The organism is Paenibacillus sp. FSL R7-269 (assembly GCF_000517865.1).
GTDB lineage: Bacteria > Bacillota > Bacilli > Paenibacillales > Paenibacillaceae > Paenibacillus_AQ.
In genome coordinates this window covers 1-24,016 of sequence record NZ_ASPS01000032.1, presented here as the reverse complement: position 1 = coordinate 24,016, position 24,016 = coordinate 1, and the positions used below count along the sequence as shown (strand labels likewise).

The window sequence follows — 24,016 nt, the reverse complement described above, 5'->3', positions numbered from 1 at the left end:
ATGGCTAAGAAAATATGTCATGTTGTGACTATGTCATAATGTGACTATATCACGATGCGACATATAATTCAAGCAGAGCTACAGTGGCGAAAGAAGCAGAGGCTGGCACAATGGCTGCCAGAGCTCAGGTACAAGCTGGGACTGTGAACAGTAGACCGTCTGTAAATACTGGCTGATCGGGGCCAGCTTATCCTGGGCCAGCACCTCCTTGATCTCGGACGGCTTGACGGGGATAGCTTGTCCGTTAGAGGACATGAACTCGGCTAGGGGAAGCAGCATAGCGCAGCTCTTGCGGTATGACATGCGGTGCGGGAACCTGGGGGAGCTGCCGGAATCGTATTTAGACAGCTTGATGCGGGCGTAGTGACCCGCCAGGACGCTGCGGGCATCGAGCTTCAGCACAGCGAAGACCTCGCCCGGCTCTCTGCGCGAATACATTGCAGCCATTGCGAGGCAATCGCGCCAGGTCGCCCACAGGAACACATGGCGGTCCAGGCAGCGGCGGAACTCTTCCGCCGTTGTCCCCGGAGCCATCGCCTCAGGCGTAATGCGCAGATGGGCATTCAGCGTCGCGGCTTGCCCGGTATAGCTTACCCGGTGCGCCGCAGTCCGCCGCTCTCCGGCTGCATGAGCGGGGCTCAGCACCGCAGAGGAATAAATGGCGTCAAGGGCAGCCATGGCGGGCAGATTCACTGCCCGGGTGAAATGATAGAAGGAGGTACGGAGCGGGCTTTTGGTAATGGCGTCAATCAGGGAGGGGTTCATGGGAGCTTCTGTCCTTTGAAGGAGCTGAAGGGCATACTATTCACCCTGCGGTTCAGCAGGACCGCGTTGATCTCGCCTCCGGCCAGGATAATGAATGAGCTGATATAGAGCCAGATTAGCAGCACTGTTACGCCCCCGAGACTGCCGTAGGTTTTGGAGAAATCACTGAATTGATTGACGTATACCGAGAACAGAATCGAGGTCGTAATCCAGCCGATGGTGGTGAACAACGCCCCAGGCATGACCTCCCGCAGCGCCAATCTCCGGCTGGGAGCGATCCAGTACAGCAGGGTGAAGACGATGAACATCACGAACAGCGGAATCGCGTATTGCAGCAGATCCCAGAGCTTTTGGAATCCGTAGGGAAGATCAACCAGCAGGAAGACTTGCGTCTTAAGCCAGCTGCCAAGGACCAGTAGCAGAATGCTGAGCAGTACGACGAATCCGATTGTCAAGGTAGCGAGCAGGGCGATCCCCCGGATTTTCCAGAACACTCTGCTCTCGTCAATCTCGTAGGCACGGTTAAGCCCCTTGATGATAGCATTGATTCCTTTGGAGGCGGCCCACAAGGTAGCCAGCATCCCGAAGGACAACAGTGTCTGGCTGCGTCCGGCAGATACATCCTGCAGAATCTCTTCTATAATAGAGATGGCTTCGGCGGGCATGATCTGCTCCAGCTGCTCTATATTTTTCTCCAGCGAGATATTCGCATACCCGATCAGGGTCATGATGAAGATCAGAAAAGGAAACAGGGACAGGATTAAATAATAGGTCAGCTGCGCAGCGATGCCCTGGACATCATCGGCGCCTATTTTCACCCATAGCTGCTTGATGAACTTGAAAGTGCCTCTTCTACTGCCGGAAGTGCTGTTCATAGGGCCCTCCTTCATGAATTCCCGGATAGGCTAACCTGGTAGCCAAATCGTTCCATATATATGTATACCCCGGTGAAATATCCTTTAGTCCGACGGGGTCGTTTTTATTGTAGCATAACGGGATTAGCTCCATTAAATACACGTGCTGATGAACGGACGCCCCTTACAGGAAATTTAGATACGTTTATCCAATTGTTTGTTGCCAAGAGCGGGAATTAACTATCTTAGTGGTTCCCCATAGCAGATATGCCAGTGCAGATGCTTCGAGTCCTGATAATTACCGAGATTGGTAATCACTCTGCATGCTCCGTATTCTTCAGTTACCTGGGCGGCAACCTCCTGGATTACTCCGATAAGCTCAAGCAGCAGCTCATGCTCTTCGGCCTGAATGGTTAACAGGGAAGAGATGTGCCGTTTGGGAATGGCTACAATATGAACAGGGTAAAAGGGTTTGGTATGGTGGTACGCTAAAATATTATCCGTTTCGAAGACCTTGTTAATTACTGTTTTGCCGCTCAATACTTCGTCACAATAGAAATCTTCTGTCATATATATCCTCCTAAATGGTGTTTTTTAACTTGTATTATACTGGAAAATAGAGTGCGCCAATAGAGCAATCTGAAAGAATCATTCAGGGATTTCTCAAGGAAAGTGACAGGAGAGAATAATTGTCATAGACTGACCATGGTATATTAAGCTAACATATCGATAAAAGGAAAATAATGGAGGGTGGCGGGGGACGTGCGGTTGCGCAGACCGGGCGGTTTTTGAAAATAAAGAGAGGGCGAGTGGAACATGAATGTGGAAGTGTATACGTTAAATGCATTTGCGGAAGGGGAGCGTGGCGGTAATCCGGCAGGCGTTGTCTTGGAGCAAGCTCTTTCTCTAGATGCTGCCCAAATGCAGCTCATAGCGAAGGAATTGGGCTTTTCGGAGACGGCCTTTATGGAAAAATCCCTGCTTGCGGATTACAAAATCCGCTATTTCACCCCCGCCAGCGAAGTTGATCTGTGCGGACACGCCACGATTGCTGCGTTTGGACTAATGCATTCATTGGGTTTGTCAAAGGAAGCGACCTCCTATTCAATAGAAACCAAGGCAGGGATTCTTGATGTCGATATTAGCTCGGAGGGTCTTGTTTACTTGTCACAGGTTGTACCACAATTTTTTGAAAGGATATCCTGTGAGGAAATCGCCCCATCTTTGAGGATGGATGCCGAAGAACTGCAGACAGAGTTGCCCATCCAGATTGTTTCGACAGGCTTGCGGGACATTATGATTCCAATCCGGAGCAGGAAGCTCTTGAATGAGATTCAGCCAAATTTTGATGCCATAATCGCTATCAGCGAAAAATATGATGTGGTTGGATATCATCTGTTCACGATGGATACTCCAGATGATTCTGCTGCGGAATGCCGGAATTTTGCGCCGCTGTACGATATTCCCGAGGAGAGCGCGACAGGAACATCCAATGGTGCCTTACTCAGCTATTTGTACCAATACGGCCAACGATCTTTGCAGGAAGTGGAGAATGTTATGTTCAGGCAAGGGTATTCGATGGATTGTCCTTCTGAAATTAAGGCTGGATTGCGCCTGAGCGAGAGCGGTGAAATCAATCAGGTTCGGGTCGGCGGTGCAGTGGCTCGAATTGAACGAAGACATATCATGATATAAACGGAATCAAAAGTTTGTTAGTAATAAATCTGTGTTTTTCACAGTTTTATCAAACCTATTATAAGGAGATTGCGCATGAAGCTGCTGCTGGAGGATTACGAGGGAATCAGACGTTGGATGTACCGCAATGCCCGTCCGCTGGACCTGGCGAGATGGAGATTTCACTTCGGGGACGGCGCGGTTCCGCCGGTACTGGAAGCGCTATCCGCCTATCAGAATGAGGATGGGGGCTTCGGCCATGCCTTGGAGGCGGATGCCTGGAATCCGCATTCCACCCCGATCCAGACCGCTACGGCGGTGGAACGGCTGCTGGAGCTTGAATTTGCAGATAGCGGGCATCCGCTGGTGCAGGGAATTCTGAAATACCTGGACAGCGGTGTGGATATGGATGGCCGCACCTGGAGGAATGTCGTAGCTTCTAATAATGATTATCCTCATGCCCCCTGGTGGCATACAAGCTCAAACAGTACTTCCCACAGTATGTTTAACCCGACCGCTATTCTGGCGGGATTCATTCTGAAGGCTGCTCCGCGGGATTGCGGGCTGTATGCCACCGGACTGGAGATTGCCCGTGAGCTGACGGAGCTTTTCCTGCGTGAACCTAATATTGAGATGCACCCGCTGAAATGCGTGGACACGCTGCTGCATTGCATCACCTGGGCGGGGCTGCAGGAGCACTTCCCCTATGTGGAGCTGCAAGAAGCCTTCAAAGTACAGAGCGCACGGCTAATCAGCCGCGATGAGGGGAATTGGAACGGGTATGGCTGCAGACCGTCAGCGTTCATCCATTCGCTGCATAGTCCCGGATACGCTGAACTGGGCGGACTGCTGCACCAGGAGCTTGATTATCTGCTGGAGACCCGAAATGCCGCAGGTGTCTGGGAGCTGACCTGGGGCTGGGAAGGATATGAACGCGAGTATGCGATTAGTGAGAACTGGTGGAAGGGACATATCGTGATTGAGAATTTGCGGCTGCTGCGGGAATTCGGACGAATGTCGGAGCTGCTATGAACAGAATTGGAATGCAGCTTGGCATAAATTAAAAAAATGCAGCGCATCGTCAAGCCACAGCCCTCCGTACGGGAGCTGTGGCTTGATCGCGTCGCGTGCCAATTGCTGCCTTGTCACAAGTAATAGCACAATCATGCACCGCCGGATTGAAGGAATTCCTGCTCGTAAATGGCCCGGACATCCTTAAGGATACGGCTGCTATGCTCTATGAATTTCAGCGGTTTTACCTGATTCTTGATCAGGAAGACACCGGACTTGCCGCTGTGTTCACCCAGAGCCGCCTGATACAGCAGGCCTGCCCCATGGGTAGGCTCGGGGAAAAACAGCCGCGTAATGGGTTTTAACCATAGCGGGATGCCGGATTTTTTGCCGCTGCGAAGGGTATTGTTGCCTCCGGGATCGCTACTTCGGATCAGGATGCCCTCCTCCGCAAGCGCCGGGGCCACCGCTTCAGTCCACAAGGACAAGGCGCGCTTGGTGTCGGCATAAGGGCCGGTCAGCATCTGAAATTTGGCCGGGTGCTTCAGGGCGGCAGGATCGAAGCTGCGTTTCATCATGAAAGCGTTGGAGGATGTATTCACGACCGTGCGGAGCTTGCCTTTCAGCAAGAGCGGCTTCAGCTCCATTGTAATGATATACGGAACGACCGTCTGCAGCTCATAATGCAGCTCACGCCCTTGCTTGGAGAAGGTTAACTCCGGGAAGCTGCCGCCGGCATTATTGAACAGCAGATCAATCTGCTTCTCATGATGATTGATTCTCTGCAGGGCACTCCGCAGTTGGGTGAAATCGCTTAGGTCCGCCTTATAGATTCGAAGTTGTCTGCGGGCAAGCGCCTCACGGATCAGGGAGTCATCTTCAGCAAATGCTGAGCGGATCAGCGCGATTACCTCCCAGCCTTCATCCAGCATTCGGCGGGTTAGGGCCAGCCCGATGCCATGATTTGCCCCGGTGATCAGCGCTGTGCGGGAGTCGTGTGTTATGTTCATTATGATTGCTCCTTTGAATGTGAGTGGGTGAATGGTGCTCATTCTATAACTTGGAGCCGAATCCAAGTCAAGTACCGAAATTAACCGTTGACTTGGAGCTGACTCCAGGTTATACAATGGTACGAAGGCACTTTTAGAGCAAGTAGAGAGGGAGTGATTCTATGAGTCTGGCAGAAGCGGATCTTGTGCAGGGATATTCGATTAAGGAAACAGCGGAGCGGACAGGAATGTCTGAGGATACGATAAGGTACTACGAGAAGATTGGGCTGCTGCCCCGGGCGAAGCGCAGGGGGAACAGCCATCGCATCTATAGCGATTCGGACCTGAACCGGATGCAACTGGTGACATGCCTCAAAAAAACAGGAATGTCGCTGGACGACATGCGGCCCTATCTTCATCTGTCTCTGGATGCAGATCTGTCGGACTATCCCGAGCTGCAAGTGATGATTATGGATCACAGGCGTAAGATTGTCGAGCAGATCGCATCGTTGCAACAGATTGTAGACTTCATTGATGTCAAAATCGATCAGGGTAATCTGGGCCCGCAGACCTGCGAGCTGACCGGAGACCGCAAGCAGATGCCAAGCGGACGCAAAGCCAAAGCCAAAGTATGAGGGATAAGTAGAGCAGGAGGGGATTCATTGATGCCGCAGATTATTTATTCACCGTCAAAATATATTCAGGGCAACGGGGAGATTGCCAGACTGGGCAGTTACTGTATGCAAATGGGGGATAAAGGAGCGTATGCCATAGTTGATCCTTTTATCCTCTCAAGGTATGGGCAAGAGATTAAGGACGGCTTCTTGGCCGAGCAGCTTCCCTTGATGTTGCGTGAATTCCAAGGGGAGTGCAGCCTGGTGCAGGTGGAGCAGATGGTAGCTGAGCTGAACAGGGGACAGGTGGGGACCATCGTAGGGATTGGCGGCGGCAAAACGCTGGATACAGCTAAGGCCGTCAGCCATTTCGCTAATCTGCCGGTGCTGCTGGTGCCGACAGTCGCTTCAACAGATGCACCTTGTAGCGCCTTGGCGGTTCTATATAGCGACTCTGGAGAGTTCGACCGGTATCTTCCGCTGCGCCGCAGCCCGGATCTGGTAGTTGCAGATGTGGCGATCATTGCAGGTGCTCCCGTAAGATTGCTGGCCGCCGGAATGGGCGACGCCTTGTCCACCTACTATGAAGCCCGGGCTTGCAGCCGGTCGGGAGCAGTAACCAGCACCGGAGGGACCGGGACGCTGGCGGCTCTCGCCCTGGCCCGTACCTGCCTGGATACGCTGCTTGCGGATGGGCAGCAGGCGCTGAAGGATGCCAGTGAGGGCCGTGTCACTGCTGCCGTTCATCACATCGTTGAAGCGAATATCTATCTCAGCGGGATCGGATTCGAGAGCGGAGGCTTAGCCGCCGCCCATGCCATTCATAACGGATTGACGCTGCTGGAAGAGTGCAGGCATGTACTGCACGGTGAAAAGGTGGCTTTTGCTACACTGGTGCAGCTGATCCTGGAGGGTGCGGAAGAGCCAGAGATTGCCGGAGTTGTGGAATTCTGCCGGATGGCTGGTCTGCCTGTGACCCTGGCTGCAATGGGACTGGCTGGTGTGGAGCAGGGCCGGCTGCTGCTGGCTGCCGAGGCCAGCTGTAACCTGGAGAATAGTCCGATGGGCAATATGCCGTTTGCCGTGACACCGCAGCAGGTACTGAAGGCTATGCTTGACGCTGACAGACGCGGAGCTGGAGGAAGGGCATAGATGCTGACAGGCCGCCCGTGCTGTACCCGCATCCCATTGTTAATAATTGCGTAAGCGCTCCGTACATATTTAGCCTTCGTGAGCCAAACAATGAGAACAATTGTTGAATCACGAAGGAGGTGTTCCAGTATGAATATAAGCAATCACAGAGTAAAGCGTGTCCTTCTGTATCCCTTGGCCGCAGCGGTGATTATGTCTGCGGCGCTGATCCCGCCGCATGGAATGTCTGTTGCATCAGCAGACAAGACAGCTTCAGCAACAGCACCCGCACCTGCAGATAGCAGAGGGAGCAGCGTATCGGGCAACCGGACAACTGGAGATCAGCAGCAGCAGGCGCTCAGCCGTGTAGCGGTCATTATCGATGATTTCGGCAACAGCATGCGCGGGACAGAGGAAATGTTCAAGCTGCCCGTCAAAATCACCGTTGCGGTCATGCCGTTCCTGCGCTCCAGCGAACAGGATGCCCGGCGCGCCCATGAGCTGGGCTTCGATGTGCTGGTTCATTTGCCGATGGAGCCGCGTCAGGGCAAGCCGGAATGGCTGGGACCGGGGGCCGTGCTGACCAGCATGAATGACGCCGAGGTCCGGGGGCGGGTGGAGGCTGCACTCGATAATGTGCCTTACGCGATCGGCATCAACAATCATATGGGCTCCAAGGTGACCGGAGATGAACGGGTAATGGGTATTGTGCTTGCGGTCTGCAAGGAGCGCGGGTTATTCTTCGTAGACAGCCATACCAACTATCGTTCAGTTGCGGGACGGATGGCCCGGGAGCTGGGAATGCCGCCGGTGGAGAATCATATCTTCCTGGATGATGTGCATTCGGCAAGCCATGTAATAAAGCAGATGAAGCTTGTGCAGGAGCGGGCCTTGAGCCAAAAGTTCTGCGTCACCATCGGTCATGTCGGCATCCAGGGCAAAGAGACCGCCGCGGGCATCCGCAGCGGCATTGCCGGAATGAAGGACAAGGTGCAATTCGTCGGCATCTCCGATCTGGTCCGTGAGGAATGGAAATGGAATTCCCGGCTTACACTTCCATAAGGTAGGCAGCGATCCCGTTCGCAATGGCTTCGGCGATCTCTTCCTGGCCCTTCGGTGTACAGAGCTTCTCGCGGTCAGCCGGACTGCTGACAAATCCCGCCTCAACGATCACCGTTGTGGCGGTTATTTTGTTGAGCAGGTAGAAGGGCTTGCCCCGGACAGGATCATTCTTCATCCCGTAGAGCCAGTTGAGCTGATCCTGTATGGTCCGGGCCAGCAGAAAGCTGCGTCCTTCCTGGCGGTACAGGACGAGCGGACCATGCTTGGACGGGGATTTCGCCCAGTTAATATGGATGCTGACCACAACATTGGCCGGAAGGGTCTCTGCCAGCTCCTTGCGCTGGGCCAGATCGCGCAAATGCCGGGATCTGCTGCGCAGCCACAGATTCTCATCGCTGGGCGCATAATCGCCGATACGGTTCAGAATCGTATCGAAGCCGTCCGCACGCAGCAGGAGAAAGAGGCGGCGCGAGATGGCGAGGGTGATGTCCTTCTCCAAAATGCTGCCGTAAGAGGTTCCGCCGTCAATCCCCCCATGGCCGGCATCGATCAGAATGATCCGCTGATCATGGCCGAGCATATGCTGGCGCTGTCCGGGCTGTTCTGCCTGTGGATTAGTGCTAGGTGCAGCCGCGTGGATCTCTGCGGTGCCGCCTGCCGTAAGCAGGAGCAGAACGCATGCTGCGGTTATGATCCGCTTAAGCCCCCGCCCGGATCTCAGCCGGGGCTGCTCTTTTGAACGGTGGTACTGTGTAGTGCTATAGGGCTCCAATACATTCGATTGTCTCATGTGAGTAACCTCCCTGCCGGAATAATCAACAGCTTCATGTACTTAATAACGGTTTATACAGGTGTAGTCTTGTTAGATTGTGCCTTAACAGCCTAACCTATACGAAGCTTCGGATTCCGGTTTAGAGATCAGAGGATTGGAGCACACTATAAGTATAAGATCAAGGGGCGGGAACCCGCCAAGCACTCACCTGGGAGGTGTAAGAGATGGCATCCGGCGGAGATGATCTGGTGAAGTATATTACGGAAAAGGTAGTTGTCTACATTGAGAATCCGGGCGCTGTCCATGCCCGGCGGAAGGCAGAAAAGCAGCCGTGGGCGGAAAAATGGTTCGGCACGCTGCCGCTCGCTTGGTCTGTCTGGCGCAGCAAATGGAGCAGGGGCGGGGCAGGTAAGGAGTAACGCTTCAACAGTGAGCGGGCGCTGTGTGGGCATGAGGTGCATAAATGCACCTGGATTCGCGGAAATCGAGCTCTTAGCGTGAATCAGGTGTTAAATGCCCCTGAATTCGGAAAAATAGGGCGGTGAGTGGAAAACAGGTATATAAATGCCCCTGAATTTGTGAAAATTGGTAGCTACGTGCGAATCAAGTGTATAAATGCACCTGAATCCGCAGAAATCGTGCGTTGAGTGTGAATCAGGTGTACAAATGCACCTGAATTCAGAGAAAGCGGACGTTGAGTTAAATTCAGATGTATAAGCAAACAGCCTTCCCAAGTGGCGCCGTTCAGACGGCACCCGGGAAGGCTGTTTCAGTATGGAGCAGGAATTATGTCAGTACCAGTCTACCGGCTTGAACCGGGCAGAACAGCAGAGCCCAGCGTGGCTCCCCCGGGCAGCGGTACCGGCAGCTTGTGGAGGGTTCCGGCCTTCTGTAGGGCGCTAAGCGGGAGGTAACGAATGCCACCAGGACCCGAGGCAGCATAGACTACGGCTGCTTCGGTGCTCCCTTGGTCACGGGAAGCGCCTGGCTTCAGCCAGCTCTGGCTGCCTGTGATCATGAATGGCGCTCCCAGCGTGTCGTTGTGCCCCGGGGACTGGAAGGCTAGACTGCCCCGCTCCTGAAGCAGAGCGCTCAGGCTTGCTCCGTTCAGCGTCTTCAGCCCGGGTGCAGTCAGCCACAGGAGATCGGCATACGGGTCATCCTCTCCGCCGCTACGTAGAGCGGGCTGGGGAGTGTGCGCCTGGCCCGGACCGGAGGACAGCATGGCAGAGGCTTCCGGTGCAGCATTAAGAATATGCTCAGCCTGGGTCTGACTCCAGGGCAGTGTCTCCAGGACAGCAGCATTCAGATACAGCGTTCTGTTCTCCGTAGTGATTCTCCAGACAGGCAGCATTGGAGCATAGAGCGCCGTAACCCCGATGGCACCTGAAGAATTAGAGGGTATCAGTCCTTGCTGCACCAGATACTGGCGCAGTTCAGTCATACTATAAGGGAGGCCATCGGTTCCAGCTCCGTATTCGCTAAGCAGATAGCCGCCCTGATCCGCAGCGGAGATAACGAGATAGCCGATCCGCTGACCGCTGTGCATCACATTGACCAGCCAGCTGCGCGTTCCCGGACCAAGAGGGTAGACCTCCGTGCCGGCATCCTTCCATTCCTTAAAAGGAGCATTCGCTGAGAGCTGATTAATCGTCTGCCGGGTGAAGGCCTGCAGCGTTTCCGGTGCTGGAATCGGCTTCATTTCAAGTCCCGGAAGAACCTCCTGCGTGACGGCCTGCGTCACGGTCGTCCGGCTGGCTTGTGACGCTAATGCCTGAGGAGAAGAGGCGCTCGCAGCCAGCAGAGTCAGTCCGAGAATCAGACAGAGGAGCAGGCGGCCGCGCCGCCGGGAGCTCTTCTGCCTTGCAGTGATATTCATAGGTTCAGTCACCTTTCCTGTTCTTGAGGGAATTTACGCTTCTTACTGTTCATTGTAGGGGACAAGCCCTGAAAAGGCTGTTGCTTGCTGTCGCGGCCAGCGGCGCGAGTTTCGCTGTTTTTTTGCCTGCTTTTAGCGGACCAGGTCGCATTCTATGTGCTGCGCAGATGAAACAATCCGTACGTTACGGCAGAAACTGCAATCTGCGGCTCATACTGCCACGAGGTCTCCTGGCGGCGGCGGTTATACTGCTCAAGGGTGGCTAGCCGCTTCTCTTCTTCCGGTTCTTTCAGCAGCTCCGCGTAGTAGATGTCCACGATGCTAAGCTCCAGCTCCAGCCGTGTGCGGGCTTCTTCCGCCCAGGTGTAATCCAGCAGTGCCAGCTTCGATGTCAGATATCCCTCCAGCCGGTCGGCCCCGTCCGTAATCCCCAGCTCGAACGGCTGGACATGAATGTTCTCCGGCAACCGTGGCGTCAGCTCCTTGCCGCTCAGCCGGGCCTCGAAGTCCGGGACGATCAGCCCGGAGGTTAAAGAGACTGCGATGAAATGCAGCTCCTCGCGCTTCAGGTCACAGGTCATCTCGACCTTGTAGCAGACCGCCAGCCACGGCTCGTAGGCGGCCGAGAACAAGGTCGTCCGCTGCCTAAGGCCAGGGTCCTCGAACAGCTGGAGGCACCGGCCTTCGTCCCGCGCCGCCGACCAGATCTGCCGCAGGCGCTTGCTGCCGTAGGTTACATCCTCGCGGCGGATCATCCCCGGTCCGAGTCGCGGCAGCACCGGAACGATGCCGAAGTACCGCGCTAGGATGCTGTCCTCCGGCGCAGCCGAGACCCCGGGCGGCAGCGCCGCTCCCGGCACCTGCGCTGTGCCGAGCGGCTCCGCAGCAGCTTCGGCATCCGCTGCGCGGGCCGGGCCCGGCGGTGCTCCCGCCCCTGCCGGGCGGCTGGACCCGCCGCGCGGGCGGGCCGCAGGCGCAGCGGCCTGCGCGGCCAGTTCATCGTACTTCTGCGGGTCGAAGACGAAGCTGAAGGAGAGGGTCTCGGGATCTACGCCCGTGCGCTCCACGAAGCCCCAATAATAAGGGCGGTCCGTCAACATCCGGTCTGCGCGCGGGGAGAGCTTTACCGTCACATGCAGCGGAGAGGATTCGAGAATGGTGCATTCGGTCGCTTCCAGATAATCCATGACCTGCTTGCGCACTTCTGTAGGTGTCAGCATCAGTTAGGCACCCCGCTATCATCCAGCTTGGCGTGGGTCAGCTCGCTGAGCGAATCGCCGATCGTATCCAGCCCGCTGCGCAGCTCCTCGTCGCTGCCCGCTTCGAGAACGATTTTGTACAGGCTTTTCTCAAGCGAGCCTTTCTGCTCGAAGCGCTCCAGAATGACATCCAGCCCGCCGATGACCATCTCGAACATGTTGATTTTCTCATGCAGCAGGTGAAGGATATGCTCTTCAATCGTCCCTTCGGTGGAGAGGTTGTAGATGACCACATCATTCTCCTGACCGAGCCGGTGGACCCGGCCGATCCGCTGCTCGACCCGCATCGGGTTCCAGGGCAGATCGAAATTGATCATATGGTGGCAGAACTGCAGGTTAATCCCTTCGCCGCCGGCTTCGGTGGCAATCATCACCTGGGCGCGTCCGCGGAAGAGGTCCATCATCCAGTCTTTTTTGCCGCGGTTCATCCCGCCCGAATACGTCACACATTGCAGTCCATGCTCGCGGAAATACTGAAGCAGATACTCCTGCGTGGCGCGGTATTCGGTGAAGACGATCACCTTCTCATTCATTTGCTGGATTAACTCCATCGTCTTCTCCGCCTTGGTATTCGTCTTGACCGTACGGATCGTCTGGAGCAGCCCCATCATCCGCTCGCGCTTCGGAGAATCGGCCGGAAGCTTCTTAATCAGATTCACCAGCGTGACGAACACCGCATCCCGGCTGCTGCACACCTCACGCTGAAGCGTGACCAGGGAGAGCATACTGCTGAGATTGCCGCCCGCCTCCTGATACTGTTCTTTGACAAAAGCAGTCACGCCGTCATACAGCGCCTTCTCCTCTGCAGAGAGAGTGAGGGGGATATTGCGCACCTTGCGCTTGGTGAAATTCACCGGGCCCTCGCCCCGGCGGTTGCGGATCATGACCTTGGACAGCTCGCCCCGAAGCTTAACCTCATTCTTGGGCTGGCGCTTATCTACTACGAAATTGGTAGCAAAATCGCCCTGATTCCCAAGCTGGCCCGGCTTCAGCAGCGTGATCAGATTGAACAGCTCGCCGAGATCGTTCTGCACGGGGGTGGCGGTGAGCAGCAGGCAGTATTTTTTGCGGAGCTGCTGTACGAACAGATAATTCGTCGATTTCTTGTTCTTCAGCTTATGGGCTTCGTCGATAATCAGCATGTCATACTCCTGGCTAAGCAGCATTTCCTTATGCGGGTCACGCTTGGCTGTATCCATCGAGGCGACGACAATGTCATTGCCCCAGGAATAGGCTTTCTTTTGCGCTACGGCAGAGATTCCGAACTTCGTATTCAGCTCCCGCACCCATTGCAGGACAAGCGAGGCCGGCACCAGAATCAGAACCTTGCTCACCAGCCCGCGCACCAGATATTCCTTCAGCACGAGCCCCGCTTCGATGGTCTTGCCAAGTCCGACTTCATCAGCCAGAATCGCCCGTCCTGACATCTCGAACAGCACTTTGTGCGCCGTATCCAGCTGATGGGGAAGCGGAGACAGCCCGGACAGATGCTTCATACACTGCAGCTCATCGAAGCTGGTAACCAGGCCCGACTGCTCTCCCTGTACAGCAAGGCGGGATAAGCGCCAGTCGCCCCACGGTCCCCCTTTATCGAGTCTCGATTCCAGATCATGCAGCCAGTTACGCTCAAAAGATAGAGGAACAGGCAGCAGCGGCGCAGAAGTTACCTTCTCTTGGGGCAAGGAATTGCGGAATAATTGCGTCATGTTGCAGCCTCCTCCGTCGCAGTTTCATATCGAAATGCGTAGCAGTAGTATGCTCGTTTCAGAGAGATTTCATAACCTGTCTTTCTGCGGACAGTGCGATTAAGCGCTGAAAACTTTCAGTTCCGTTACCCTGCAAAAAAGCGAGAAAGAGGGAGGAAATCAGCCGTTCTTTTCCTGTTTTTCCGTTATTCCTGCCTGGGGCTGCTTTTTCAAAAAAGACCTCTATCCACAACATGTGGTATAGTTTAAAAGTTAACGCACACCATATATTGTTACAAAAGCATGAAATTTGTCTGGTGTGCGGATTTTTTTCGGCTGTTTGTTATTGACAAAAGGAGCTTTCGCCGGACAAGCAGGCTGCGGCTGCCTTGCCGCCGGAAGCATGACCTATTACATCCCCGGGAGGTTTTGGTATTGAGTATAGTGGAACACAACAAGCGTCTAGAGGGTCTGAGCGAGAAAATATTCCTGGACCGTTACGCCTGGAAGGACGCGGACAGCAATAATGCCAAGGTAGGCGATGTGGTGCTTGTCCTGACCAAGGACGATCCGAAGTTCCCGACCAAGGAGGTCGGCGAGATTGTGGAGCGCACAGGCCGGATCGTTACGGTTCGAACCCGCAGCGGCGAGCTGGTGCAGTCGGATGTAGAGAAGCTGACGCTGAACATCGAGAAGACGCCGGAGGAGATGTGGGACCGTCTTGCGGCCGCGATGGCTTCTGTAGAGAAGACGCCCGAGCTTCAGGAGGAGTGGACAAGCCGGTTCCGTTCGATTCTGGATGACTGGAAGCTGGTTCCGGGCGGGCGGATTGCGGCAGGCGCAGGGGCAAGCGAGGAGCTTACATTGTTCAACTGCTATGTCATTCCTTCTCCAAAAGACAGCCGGGGCGGCATCATGGAGACCCTCTCCGAGATGACCGAGATTATGGCCCGCGGCGGCGGGGTAGGCATCAATCTGTCCTCGCTGCGCCCGCGCCGCGCTATTGTCCGTGGGGTGAACGGTTCCTCTAGCGGCTCTGTGTCCTGGGGCGGCCTCTTCAGCTATACCACCGGACTGATTGAACAAGGCGGCAGCCGCCGCGGCGCGCTGATGCTGATGATCAACGACTGGCATCCGGATGTGCTGGATTTCATTACCGTGAAGCAGACCATGGGCCAGGTGACGAACGCCAACCTGTCGGTATGCGTAAGTAATAGCTTCATGAAGGCTGTGAAGGAGGATCTGGATTGGGAGCTGGTCTTCCCCGACACGACTGACCCGGATTACGACACCCTGTGGGACGGCGATCTCGATAAATGGAAGGCGGATAACCGCCGCGTCATTCCTTACCGTACTGTCAGAGCACGCGATATCTGGCAGACGATTATCGAATCGGCCTGGAAATCTGCAGAGCCGGGCGTTGTTTTCATGGAGTATTATAATCAGATGTCTAATAGCTGGTATTTCAATCGGATTATATGCACTAATCCTTGCGGTGAACAGGGCCTGCCCGGCTGGGGCGTGTGCAACCTGTCTGCCGTCAATCTCTCCAAGTTCTACGATGCCGAGAAGCATGAAGTGGACTGGGCAGATCTGGCGAGAACCACCCGGTATTCCGTTCGCTTTCTGGATAATGTCATCGACAAGACACCGTATCATTTCCCGGAAAATGAAGCGAACCAGAAGCTCGAACGCCGCGTAGGCCTCGGCACAATGGGACTGGCGGAGCTGATGATTAAGCTGAATATCCGCTACGGCAGCCCCGAGTCACTGGAATTCTTAGACAAGCTCTACGGCTTCATGGCCCGCGAGGCCTATCTGGCTTCGGCTGAGATTGCAGGAGAGAAGGGCTCGTTCCAGGCCTTTGACACCGACAAATATTTGCAGAGCGGCTTTATGCGGAATATTACTGAGGTCTACCCGGAGGTCAGCGAATCGATCCGTAAGCATGGCATGCGCAACGTGACTGTAATCACCCAGGCTCCTACAGGCAGTACCGGAACTATGGTGGGTACATCTACAGGCATCGAGCCATACTTCGCCTTCAAATATTTCCGCCAGAGCCGTCTTGGTTATGACGAGCAGTTCGTGCCGATCGCCCAGGAATGGCTGGAAGCCCATCCGGGAGAGGAGCTGCCGGAATACTTCGTCACTTCGATGGACCTGTCCGCCAAGGATCATATCCGCGCTCAGGCTGCTATTCAGCGCTGGGTGGACAGTTCGATCTCCAAGACCGCGAACTGTCCGTCCGACTTCACAGTGGAAGAGACCGCCGAACTGTATGAAATGGCCTTCGATCTGGGCTGCAAAGGCGTGACCATCTACCGTGACGGCAGTCGTGACGTACAGGTGCTGGAAACTACGAAGAAGGAAGATAAGAAGGATGCTGCGGCAGAAGTTAAGTCAGTGGAGGCCAAGGAAACAGAACCGGCTGCTACGATTAATGTCACTGCAAAGCCAATGACTATGGAAGCTGCTCCAGGTTTACAGCCGGCGGCCAGCGGAGTAGACAAACAATACAAGAAGCGCCCGCAGGTGCTGCGCGGTGCGACCTATAAGATCAACACGCCGTTCGGCATGGCGTATATCACCATCAACGATCTTGACGGCATCCCAGCCGAGATCTTCCTGAACGTCGGCAAGGCTGGCTCTGACGTCTTCGCCATGGCGGAAGCCCTGGGCCGCGTCTGCTCGTTGTTCCTACGCTACGGCGACCACGGCGAGAAGGTTGGCCTGCTGATCAAGCACCTCAAGGGCATCGGCGGCTCCGGCGCCATCGGCTTCGGCGCGAACCGCGTAGAATCCATCGCTGACGCTGTGGCCAAAGCCCTAGAGACTCATGTGCTGAACAACGCCCATGACGACCATATCCCGGCACCCATCGCAGCCACGCTGGAGCTTGATTTCAACGAGGCGCTCAGCGCTGAGCTGAAATCCACCGTTCCTGTGGCTGCTACCCACGATAACCACGGCAGTCATGACGCGCACAGCCATGCTACAGCCTCGCGGGATCTTTGCCCTTCCTGCGGTAGTGCTTCGCTGATTAATATTGAGGGCTGTAAGACTTGCGGGAATTGCGGGTATAGCCGGTGTGGGTGAGGGGTTAAAAAAGAAGTAATAAAAATTAAAATTGTGATGTGCCACCAAAAATGGGATATCGCCATAAAAACGGGACAGAATGGCACCAAAAACGGGATATCCACAGGCAAAACCTTGAATTTGTAAACAAATGTTAAAATACAGTCCTATTTTAGCCTAAAATTGGCTATTTCAGACCAATCTTAAGTAAAACATCATTCTTGCACAGATTTTACAGATGTATTTCTATTCTTAAGAAATCCGTATTTTCCTTATGTAATTACCAACATTGTGAGGAGGAATTTTAATGCGTGATCGTAACAAGGATGGACGTTATCGTAAGAAGCGTGACGATACTAAGATTGAAACAATTGAAAAGACGTACGGGGTAGATTTAGATGTTCGTGGAGATATGGAGTTAGGCACATATCGAAAACTCAACGGCGGCAAGTCACTAACGGAAATCATTGAAAAAGGACGTCAGAAATAATCTAATGACATTTCAGTTTCACACACTGATATGTAGGAAGTAAACTCAAGCAGACGTCAGGTAGTACTCCACACCATGAATACGGCAGCATATGTTTTGTGCTGCCGTATTTTTTATTGCCTCCGTTCTGACATGTATACATTCATGCAGTGAGATTATGCGGATCAAGGAACTCAAAATAAGCAATTTCAGAAATTTCAATGAAGAAGTTACAATCGTTCCGAAAGTAGTAAATGGGATGGATATGGTCGTCCTAGTGGGTGGAAATAACGTAGGAAAAACAAGTATCTTAACGATCTTGCATTATCTTTTCAATCCTTAACGGTCCATTCGAACTCTAGAGTTCCAAGAGACCGATTTCTATGATAAAGATGAACCAATTACAGTTCAGATTATATTTTCCAATCTTAGTGATGAACTCCGAGCACATTTTGTTAGAATGGTGGATATCGAAGAGATAGACGGACAAGAAGCATGGTTTTTATCTCTTGTGTTTAACTGCATTTACGACAAGGATACAAAAGAAAGCGAACCTTCCTTAGTTTACGGAAGACAGGTAGAGCGGACAGTTGGTTTCACGGAAAAGCGACTGATTTCGTTTTATTACCAAGATGCGCTTCGTGACCATCGTACCATCAAATCGAATAAGGACAGTTTATTTGACCGTATTCTTCAGCAAATCGATCTTTCCGCAGAGGAAACAGTTATTCTCGAAAAACTTGATGAAGCGGGAGATTCCCTAAAAGATAACGTCGATATCAGTGCCTTTGTAGACGGTGTATCAGAGGTTACTCGTCGAATCATCGAGATGCCCGATATCAATGACCTTTTGCGTCTTACAGTAGCAGCTTCTTCAAGCGTTGATATTAAGAAAAATATCCAATTGCAACTAAAGCACGCAGGAAGTGATCGATATTTGAATATTGAGCAATTGGGTCTAGGACTGCAAAGTGTCTTAACCGTGAGTGTTTTTAGGGCATTTGCAGGAATTGGTAAGCTTCGAGAAGGGATATTTGCTATAGATGAACCTGAGTCGCACTTGTACCCGCCTCACAGAGATCCATGTACCGAGAAATTTTGGAACTCTCCAAAATGAGGCAGGTCTGGGTTGCTACACACTCTCCTAGTTGTTGGAATGGATCAATCCGCGCCAAATCTGTTTGGTTCGAAAAAAGGCTGATGGAAGCGCAACGACTATTCAGCTTTCTAATAAGTTTCCCGAAGCCTATATCGCATCTTATGAAAAGCATTTGGATGTCGGAAAAGCAGGACCAGGTACGGGGAAAACACGCGTAATCACAAGTAGAATCGCCTATATGTTCGAATCAGGGAGACTAATGGATTCCAAACGAATACTGGCAATTACGTTTACCAATAAAGCCTCAAATGAAATGAAATCAAGAGCTAGTGCAATTAGTACGGTAGACCAGAAGCGCTTAAGGATTGGTACATTTCATAATTTCTGCATGTGGGTCTTAAAAGCGTATGGAGACAAAATCAACATGAACCGAGAGTTTACGTTTATCTCTACAGCGCATCAAATGCATTTACTACAGAGTGTTGTAAAAGGCACACAGCTAAAAAGGAAACCTAAAGACTTTAAAAGCAGAATTAGCGAGTTGAAGAACTCCTCAACTGATTTCAAAGACTACATGGACAAGACCGAAAATGGAGGAGAAATAAACTTTCATGCTGCGGCAGTGGAATATCAGCGGCGCATGAATGCCAATAACTTGATTGATTATGATGACGCGATCCTTCAGACAGCTACATTATTTAAAGAAAAACCAAGCATTCTGGAACTTTACCAAAATGCATTTCCCTATATTTTAGTCGACGAGATGCAGGATACCAATCGAATGCAGCTTGAGCTTATTCGTTTGCTCAGCAGTAAAGCAGAGCACGTAATGGCTGTTGCCGACGATGATCAATCCATTTATGGGTGGAGAGGTGCATTACCCACTATCATACAAGAATATATTGATCTATTGCAGGCGAAGAAAATCGTGTTAAACGAAAATTATCGCTCCCCTCAAAAAGTCCTTGATGTCGCGAATCGTTTGATTAAGTTTAATGATGATCGAACAGAGAAAGGTTTAATTGGTCGAGCAAACAAAGAAGGAGATGGGGTTTGGGGAAAGGTTTTTAGTACGTGGGAAGAGGAAGCAGATTGGGTGACAAATAAGATCAAAGATCTTCATAAAGCAGGAATGGAATAACGGCAAATGATTATTTTGTACCGAAGTCGACACCCTTCTCTAAAAAGTCATTGATAAGAATTTGCTTGAGAAAAGAATTCATTTCCAGCATTTCGGGAAAAATTTTGAAAACAAAAGTGTACTTTTAACCGAATTAATCATCGTAGCAATGAAGCTAATTGCAGATCCCAACAATGAGGTGATTCTAGGAGCTTTAATGAATGCTTTTGCCAAACGTTATGAGCTGAATGAGGATTTTGATTTGTATGGTCATTACGAAACGAACCTCGGCAGCGTAACTCTTGATAAACTATCCGCTATGTTTGCTGAAGATGAAGTGGAAGCTACGATTAAGAGAATGGCAACGTATTGCCTCTCAGCAAATAGTATTAGGTCATTTGTCCAGATCTTTGATGGGCTCTATGAAGCGCTCGATATTGAGACGGATTTAGAGAAGTTCGATGAGGCAACAAGTTATGAAGAAAAGCGTCATCTTGTCCTTTTGAGAGATAGAATATCTAAGTCGATTTCCACATCACTTACGGATATGTTGGCAGAAATAGATTTGAATGATGATTCAAATCATATTGATCAACAGGTAAACAAGGTTGGGGTGACCACTTTTCACACAGCAAAGGGGCTTGAATACAAAGCGGTATTCATTAAAGCACTTGAAGATCACTTTATCCCTGGAAGAAGTGGTGGGAAGCCCGATAAAGAACAGGAAGAGCGGTGTGGCTTATATGTAGCTGTTACACGAGCAGAAAGTAAGTTGTTTATAACCTATTCGGAGCAGCGTTCAAATTGGAATGGGTACCTGGAAAGCGTCAATCCATCAAGGTTTTTGAAAGAGATGAAAAAGCCAAAAGACACGTAACAGTAATGTACTATGATTATCTTATTAATTATTTATTATACTGATAATGGGAATTGAATAATAGTTTGGAGGCCTCTGAAGGCTTCATTTTAATTTATATGCCTAATTTAAAGAAAACAATTTATAGGTAATACAAAATATGGTACGATTCGAGTAGCCCATATGATGGAGTTGATTGTGATGAAAAAAATCCAAATAACAACTAAAGGGATAAAGAAATCGCTAAAGAAATTTACTTATTTACAATCGGTATCGGAATATATCTGGAACGGTTTTGATGCAAAGGCAACCACTATCGAAATGCATACTACAAATAGTGAGTTGGATGCAGTAAGTGATATTAAGATTACCGATAATGGTTATGGAATTAGTTTAGTCGAATTAGAGCGTAAATTCACTCCCTTCTTTGAATCTGAAAAACAGGTTGATCCACTGATGCGTGAGAGGAATATACGCTCCGCAACCCATGGGAAAAACGGAATAGGTCGACTGACATTTCATCGTTTCTGTTCCGAGGCACAATGGATTACTACCTACTTAGATGGAGAAGAAATAAAGCGTTATGTAATAACCGTCAATGAAAACAGTTTAGATACATATGAAACGTCTATTCCCGAGCTAGCTTCGGCTGGAACAGGGACATGCGTGCTTTTGAAAGGTATTACATATAAAGATTTTAATCTTGCAGATTTAAAAAGGTTCTTATGTAAAGAATTCGGTTGGTTTCTAGAACTTAATGCGGATAAATCCTTCGCAATAACAATCAATGGAGAACGACTTGATTATTCTAGGGTAGTTGGGGATTTAGAGTTTTTTACGGTCAGGTATGATGCAACCAATACTGAATTTAAAGTGAAATATGTGCGCTGGGAAGAACGAATGAATTTAGAATATTCTAAATATTATTTCTTAGATCAACTTGGAAATGAAAAGCATAAAATCAACACTCGATTCAACAACAAGGGAGATACATTTTATCATAGCCTATATATTGAAAGTCAAATATTTAACGATTTCCATTTTGGAGAGGTTCAACCAGCCGAAATCGCTTTATTTGGATACGATCAAAATTCGGATGAATATAAATTTTTAATCGAGAACCTTAACAAATTTCTAAAAGAAAAACGCAAGCCATTTTTAAAAGAATATACAGATACCATTATTAAAGATTTGAAAGTAGTTGAGGCATTCCCGAAGTATGGTAATAACTCATGGGATAAGGCAAGGCAAGATGAATTAGAAGAACTGATACGTGAGTTGTATCAAGTAGAACCTAAGCTTTTCTCTAAATTGAATGTGGAGCAGAAGAAGACCTTTGTTCGCTTCCTGGATCTCATCATGGATTCAGGTGAGCAAGAGCGCCTTTTTGATATTTTGAATGGAATAGTTGAACTGAACAGTGACGAACGAACGGAATTAGCAGATGTATTGAAGAAAACAAGGCTAACCAATGTAATAAAAACCATTCGATTGATACAAGATCGATACAAGGCCAAAAATGAATTAAAGCAGATTGTATATGATGAAGAACTGATGGCAAATGAAGTGAAGCATCTACAGCAATTTGTGGAAAAACATTATTGGATATTTGGGGAACAATATCACCTAGTAACAGCAGCAGAGCCTAAATTTGAGGAAGCACTACGTCGACATGTTCACTTGCTAACGGGAAAAGAGATTGATGGGCATATTGAGCATGTGGACAAACGTAAAGAAATGGATATTTTTATGGTTAGATGGGACAAACAAATTGATAAAGTACGTAACGTTGTAGTGGAATTAAAGCATCCTTCTGTACCCTTAGGTAAGAAGCAATATGATCAGGTTATAAGCTATCTGGATGTAATCATGAACCAAGAAGAGTTTAATTCGTCACAGATGGAGTGGGAGTTCATTTTGATTGGGAATAAACCAGATAAGTCAGGTTTCATTGAAAACCTATATGAGAATGTTATGAACCATGGTGAGCGATCACGCGGATTGGTCTATAAAATAAAAAAATATAAAGTTTACGTAAGAACATGGGCTGATATTTTTACTGAATTTGAAGTGAAACATAAGTTTCTGGATGATAAGTTACAACTGGAAAGATTGGAACTTAGTGAAAAATATTATGATCATGCTGACGAAATTATTAATGAACTAGAAGGTAATTCTGCAATCATGGCGGGTCAACATACCCTAAAAACAACTAATACTTAGAAATGATGATTGAGCGAAGAATAAATATTATAATAAAGGAGTTTTATACAATGGAATTTGATGATTTTATTAAATCTCAACAAGAAGAAGTTTCTCCTGAAAACGCGGAAAAACAAGTCGAACATTTTAGTAGACAGATTGAAGAGATCTACAAAATAGCTAGAGAAGCATTAGAAGTATACGTTGATGATGGTTCCGCTAAATTGACCATACAAAAACGAGACATTTTTGAAGAACTACTAAGCGGTGTTCAGGAATATTATTATCAAATAGACGAGATGATCATCCAAATCGGCAGATCTAGAGTGACGCTTACTCCTATCGGTATTAATATCATCGGTGCCATGGGGCGAATTGATATGGACGGTCCTCTCGGGAAAGCTGTTCTTCTCTTGACAAACTCAGGAGGTCCCAAATTCAAGGTACAATCACCATTTGATAAGCTTCCAGCTTCAGAGAGTCCAGTTGTTCAGCCAGCAGAAGAACAGATATGGCATTTCATGATACGCACCCCAAAGCTCCATTATATTGAAGTGAATGTAGATACATTCAAAGAAAACTTAATGAAGGTGATCAATGGATGACAAAGCTAAGGCGTTCACATGACGAGCTAACTCTAGAAGAGGTCGCTAACTATTTTAGTGATTCTTTAGAGTCGCTAAGATTATTGAAGCAAAATGTACTTAATGGAGTTAAGCCTATTTCAAATCAGTTTATTGGCCTCACTCCCAGGGAAGTTGAAGAAATTTTTATTTCTCGGGAGGCGGAACTTGACCGTCTCTCTACGCTTAATTTACTTGCCGCTACTGAAGCTAGCTTGAGAGTTGATTTTGATGAGCGCGTGAATAAAAGAAGAAAAGGTGATTTAGATCGATTATTTCTTAAAATATATAGTGATAATAAAGAAAAAGTATCTTTGGAAAATCATATTTTAGAGAGCTGGAAAGAAGTTAAACCTGAGGTTTTACATATATTCTCAAACTACAAAAGCCTATTAAGTTATCGCCATTGGCTTGCACACGGTCGCTATTGGATTCCTAATCTTGCACGTAAACATAATGATTTTCATTCACTTTACCCGATATGCTTTGCAATAGAGGAAGCGCTTCGAATAAATAGATAACTTCTCAATCTAAATTTGTTGACAGTAGATTTGGAATTGATTATTGTTAAACCAATTGAATACCTCAAAAGCGGAAGCACCGTTGAATATCCATGGGTAAGCCATGTGTATTTAACGGTGCTTATTTTTATTTCAAAGGAGAGAATGGAAATGGAAAATAATAAAAACGTATTCTTATTCTAACTGATCAACAAATTGATAACTGCATCTTGTCTAGTGTAGAAGTTGAAGTATGGGTATTTAACCAACCTGATTCCATTGGTCGTATTAGGGCGTGTCTGAAAACTAATCATATTGAAGCTACTTCAACAGAATCATCGCGGAAGCGAGAAAGGCAAAGCTTAAAAAGTTTC

23 protein-coding genes are annotated in these 24,016 nt (G+C 49.8%); 15 read left to right on the top strand and 8 right to left on the bottom strand.

Features of this window, described 5'->3' with window-relative positions; translation table 11 throughout:
* Positions 1-78: 78 nt before the first annotated feature.
* The 3 genes from C162_RS16760 to C162_RS16750 form a co-directional block, all read right to left on the bottom strand.
* The gene (locus tag C162_RS16760; protein WP_036695659.1) at positions 79-765 is read right to left on the bottom strand and encodes a DUF7002 family protein; all 687 of its coding nucleotides are present in this window, start codon (positions 763-765) and stop codon (positions 79-81) included.
* A complete protein-coding gene (locus C162_RS16755) occupies positions 762-1,640 on the bottom strand; it encodes a YihY/virulence factor BrkB family protein (protein WP_051493610.1) in 879 nt (292 codons plus the stop codon). The genes C162_RS16760 and C162_RS16755 overlap by 4 nt, the downstream gene beginning before the upstream one ends.
* Positions 1,641-1,859: 219 nt before the next feature.
* Positions 1,860-2,189, bottom strand: a complete 330-nt coding sequence (locus tag C162_RS16750; RefSeq protein WP_036695658.1) for an HIT domain-containing protein — start codon at positions 2,187-2,189, stop codon at positions 1,860-1,862.
* Between the two features lie 246 nt (positions 2,190-2,435).
* On the opposite strand from C162_RS16750, the gene C162_RS16745 reads away from it, so the two are divergent.
* Together C162_RS16745 and C162_RS16740 are read left to right on the top strand one after the other, a co-directional pair.
* Positions 2,436-3,314, top strand: a complete 879-nt coding sequence (locus tag C162_RS16745) for a PhzF family phenazine biosynthesis protein (RefSeq protein WP_036695657.1) — start codon at positions 2,436-2,438, stop codon at positions 3,312-3,314.
* Between the two features lie 75 nt (positions 3,315-3,389).
* Positions 3,390-4,325 (top strand): hypothetical protein, encoded by a 936-nt coding sequence (locus C162_RS16740; protein ID WP_051493606.1) that lies wholly within the window; start codon positions 3,390-3,392, stop codon positions 4,323-4,325.
* 131 nt (positions 4,326-4,456) lie between these two features.
* Here C162_RS16740 and C162_RS16735 read toward each other — a convergent pair whose 3' ends face one another.
* Positions 4,457-5,314, bottom strand: coding sequence for an SDR family NAD(P)-dependent oxidoreductase (locus C162_RS16735; protein ID WP_036695656.1), 858 nt, complete (start codon positions 5,312-5,314; stop codon positions 4,457-4,459).
* Between the two features lie 161 nt (positions 5,315-5,475).
* Between C162_RS16735 and C162_RS16730 the strand changes: the two genes are divergently transcribed.
* The 3 genes from C162_RS16730 (at position 5,476) to C162_RS16720 (ending at position 8,100) form a co-directional block, all read left to right on the top strand.
* Positions 5,476-5,928 carry a MerR family transcriptional regulator gene (locus tag C162_RS16730; RefSeq protein WP_036695655.1) on the top strand — a complete coding sequence of 151 codons (453 nt, stop codon included), beginning with the start codon at positions 5,476-5,478 and terminating at the stop codon, positions 5,926-5,928.
* A 30-nt stretch (positions 5,929-5,958) separates the two neighbouring features.
* Positions 5,959-7,059, top strand: a complete 1,101-nt coding sequence (locus C162_RS16725) for a glycerol dehydrogenase (protein WP_036695654.1) — start codon at positions 5,959-5,961, stop codon at positions 7,057-7,059.
* Between the two features lie 129 nt (positions 7,060-7,188).
* Positions 7,189-8,100, top strand: coding sequence for a divergent polysaccharide deacetylase family protein (locus C162_RS16720; protein WP_084648951.1), 912 nt, complete (start codon positions 7,189-7,191; stop codon positions 8,098-8,100).
* Here C162_RS16720 and C162_RS16715 read toward each other — a convergent pair.
* Positions 8,087-8,890: an N-acetylmuramoyl-L-alanine amidase family protein gene (locus tag C162_RS16715; protein WP_051493604.1), complete on the bottom strand. Its 804-nt coding sequence runs from the start codon at positions 8,888-8,890 to the stop codon at positions 8,087-8,089. The genes C162_RS16720 and C162_RS16715 overlap by 14 nt on opposite strands.
* A gap of 206 nt (positions 8,891-9,096) precedes the next feature.
* Between C162_RS16715 and C162_RS16710 the strand changes: the two genes are divergently transcribed.
* On the top strand, positions 9,097-9,291 hold the full coding sequence (locus C162_RS16710) for a YqzE family protein (RefSeq protein ID WP_036695653.1): 195 nt from the start codon (positions 9,097-9,099) through the stop codon (positions 9,289-9,291).
* A 383-nt stretch (positions 9,292-9,674) separates the two neighbouring features.
* On the opposite strand, the gene C162_RS34420 is transcribed toward C162_RS16710, so the two are convergent.
* The 3 genes from C162_RS34420 to C162_RS16695 form a co-directional block, all read right to left on the bottom strand.
* Complete coding sequence (locus C162_RS34420) at positions 9,675-10,751, bottom strand: hypothetical protein (RefSeq protein WP_051493597.1); 1,077 nt, start codon at positions 10,749-10,751, stop codon at positions 9,675-9,677.
* 152 nt (positions 10,752-10,903) lie between these two features.
* Positions 10,904-11,971 (bottom strand): YqhG family protein, encoded by a 1,068-nt coding sequence (locus tag C162_RS16700; protein ID WP_036695652.1) that lies wholly within the window; start codon positions 11,969-11,971, stop codon positions 10,904-10,906.
* Complete coding sequence (locus C162_RS16695) at positions 11,971-13,716, bottom strand: DEAD/DEAH box helicase (RefSeq protein ID WP_036695651.1); 1,746 nt, start codon at positions 13,714-13,716, stop codon at positions 11,971-11,973. The genes C162_RS16700 and C162_RS16695 overlap by 1 nt, the downstream gene beginning before the upstream one ends.
* A gap of 423 nt (positions 13,717-14,139) precedes the next feature.
* Here C162_RS16695 and C162_RS16690 point away from each other — a divergent pair, with 423 nt between their 5' ends.
* The 9 genes from C162_RS16690 to C162_RS16655 all read left to right on the top strand — a co-directional run bounded on the left by C162_RS16690 (position 14,140) and on the right by C162_RS16655 (position 23,663).
* Positions 14,140-16,794: an adenosylcobalamin-dependent ribonucleoside-diphosphate reductase gene (locus C162_RS16690; RefSeq protein WP_442792447.1), complete on the top strand. Its 2,655-nt coding sequence runs from the start codon at positions 14,140-14,142 to the stop codon at positions 16,792-16,794.
* Positions 16,795-17,080: 286 nt separating this feature from the next.
* Positions 17,081-17,263: a hypothetical protein gene (locus C162_RS16685; RefSeq protein ID WP_036695649.1), complete on the top strand. Its 183-nt coding sequence runs from the start codon at positions 17,081-17,083 to the stop codon at positions 17,261-17,263.
* 91 nt (positions 17,264-17,354) lie between these two features.
* Positions 17,355-17,585, top strand: coding sequence for an AAA family ATPase (locus C162_RS37625; protein ID WP_084648950.1), 231 nt, complete (start codon positions 17,355-17,357; stop codon positions 17,583-17,585).
* Between the two features lie 117 nt (positions 17,586-17,702).
* Positions 17,703-18,359: an AAA family ATPase gene (locus C162_RS16680; RefSeq protein ID WP_036695648.1), complete on the top strand. Its 657-nt coding sequence runs from the start codon at positions 17,703-17,705 to the stop codon at positions 18,357-18,359.
* A 34-nt stretch (positions 18,360-18,393) separates the two neighbouring features.
* Positions 18,394-19,482, top strand: a complete 1,089-nt coding sequence (locus C162_RS16675; RefSeq protein ID WP_162174469.1) for an ATP-dependent helicase — start codon at positions 18,394-18,396, stop codon at positions 19,480-19,482.
* 61 nt (positions 19,483-19,543) lie between these two features.
* Entirely contained in the window at positions 19,544-20,338 is a 795-nt protein-coding gene (locus tag C162_RS16670; RefSeq protein WP_036695646.1) for a 3'-5' exonuclease, read from the top strand.
* Between the two features lie 180 nt (positions 20,339-20,518).
* Positions 20,519-22,540, top strand: coding sequence for an ATP-binding protein (locus C162_RS16665; RefSeq protein ID WP_051493594.1), 2,022 nt, complete (start codon positions 20,519-20,521; stop codon positions 22,538-22,540).
* Between the two features lie 50 nt (positions 22,541-22,590).
* Positions 22,591-23,124 (top strand): hypothetical protein, encoded by a 534-nt coding sequence (locus tag C162_RS16660; RefSeq protein WP_036695645.1) that lies wholly within the window; start codon positions 22,591-22,593, stop codon positions 23,122-23,124.
* Complete coding sequence (locus C162_RS16655) at positions 23,121-23,663, top strand: hypothetical protein (RefSeq protein ID WP_036695644.1); 543 nt, start codon at positions 23,121-23,123, stop codon at positions 23,661-23,663. The genes C162_RS16660 and C162_RS16655 overlap by 4 nt, the downstream gene beginning before the upstream one ends.
* Positions 23,664-24,016 lie beyond the last annotated feature (353 nt).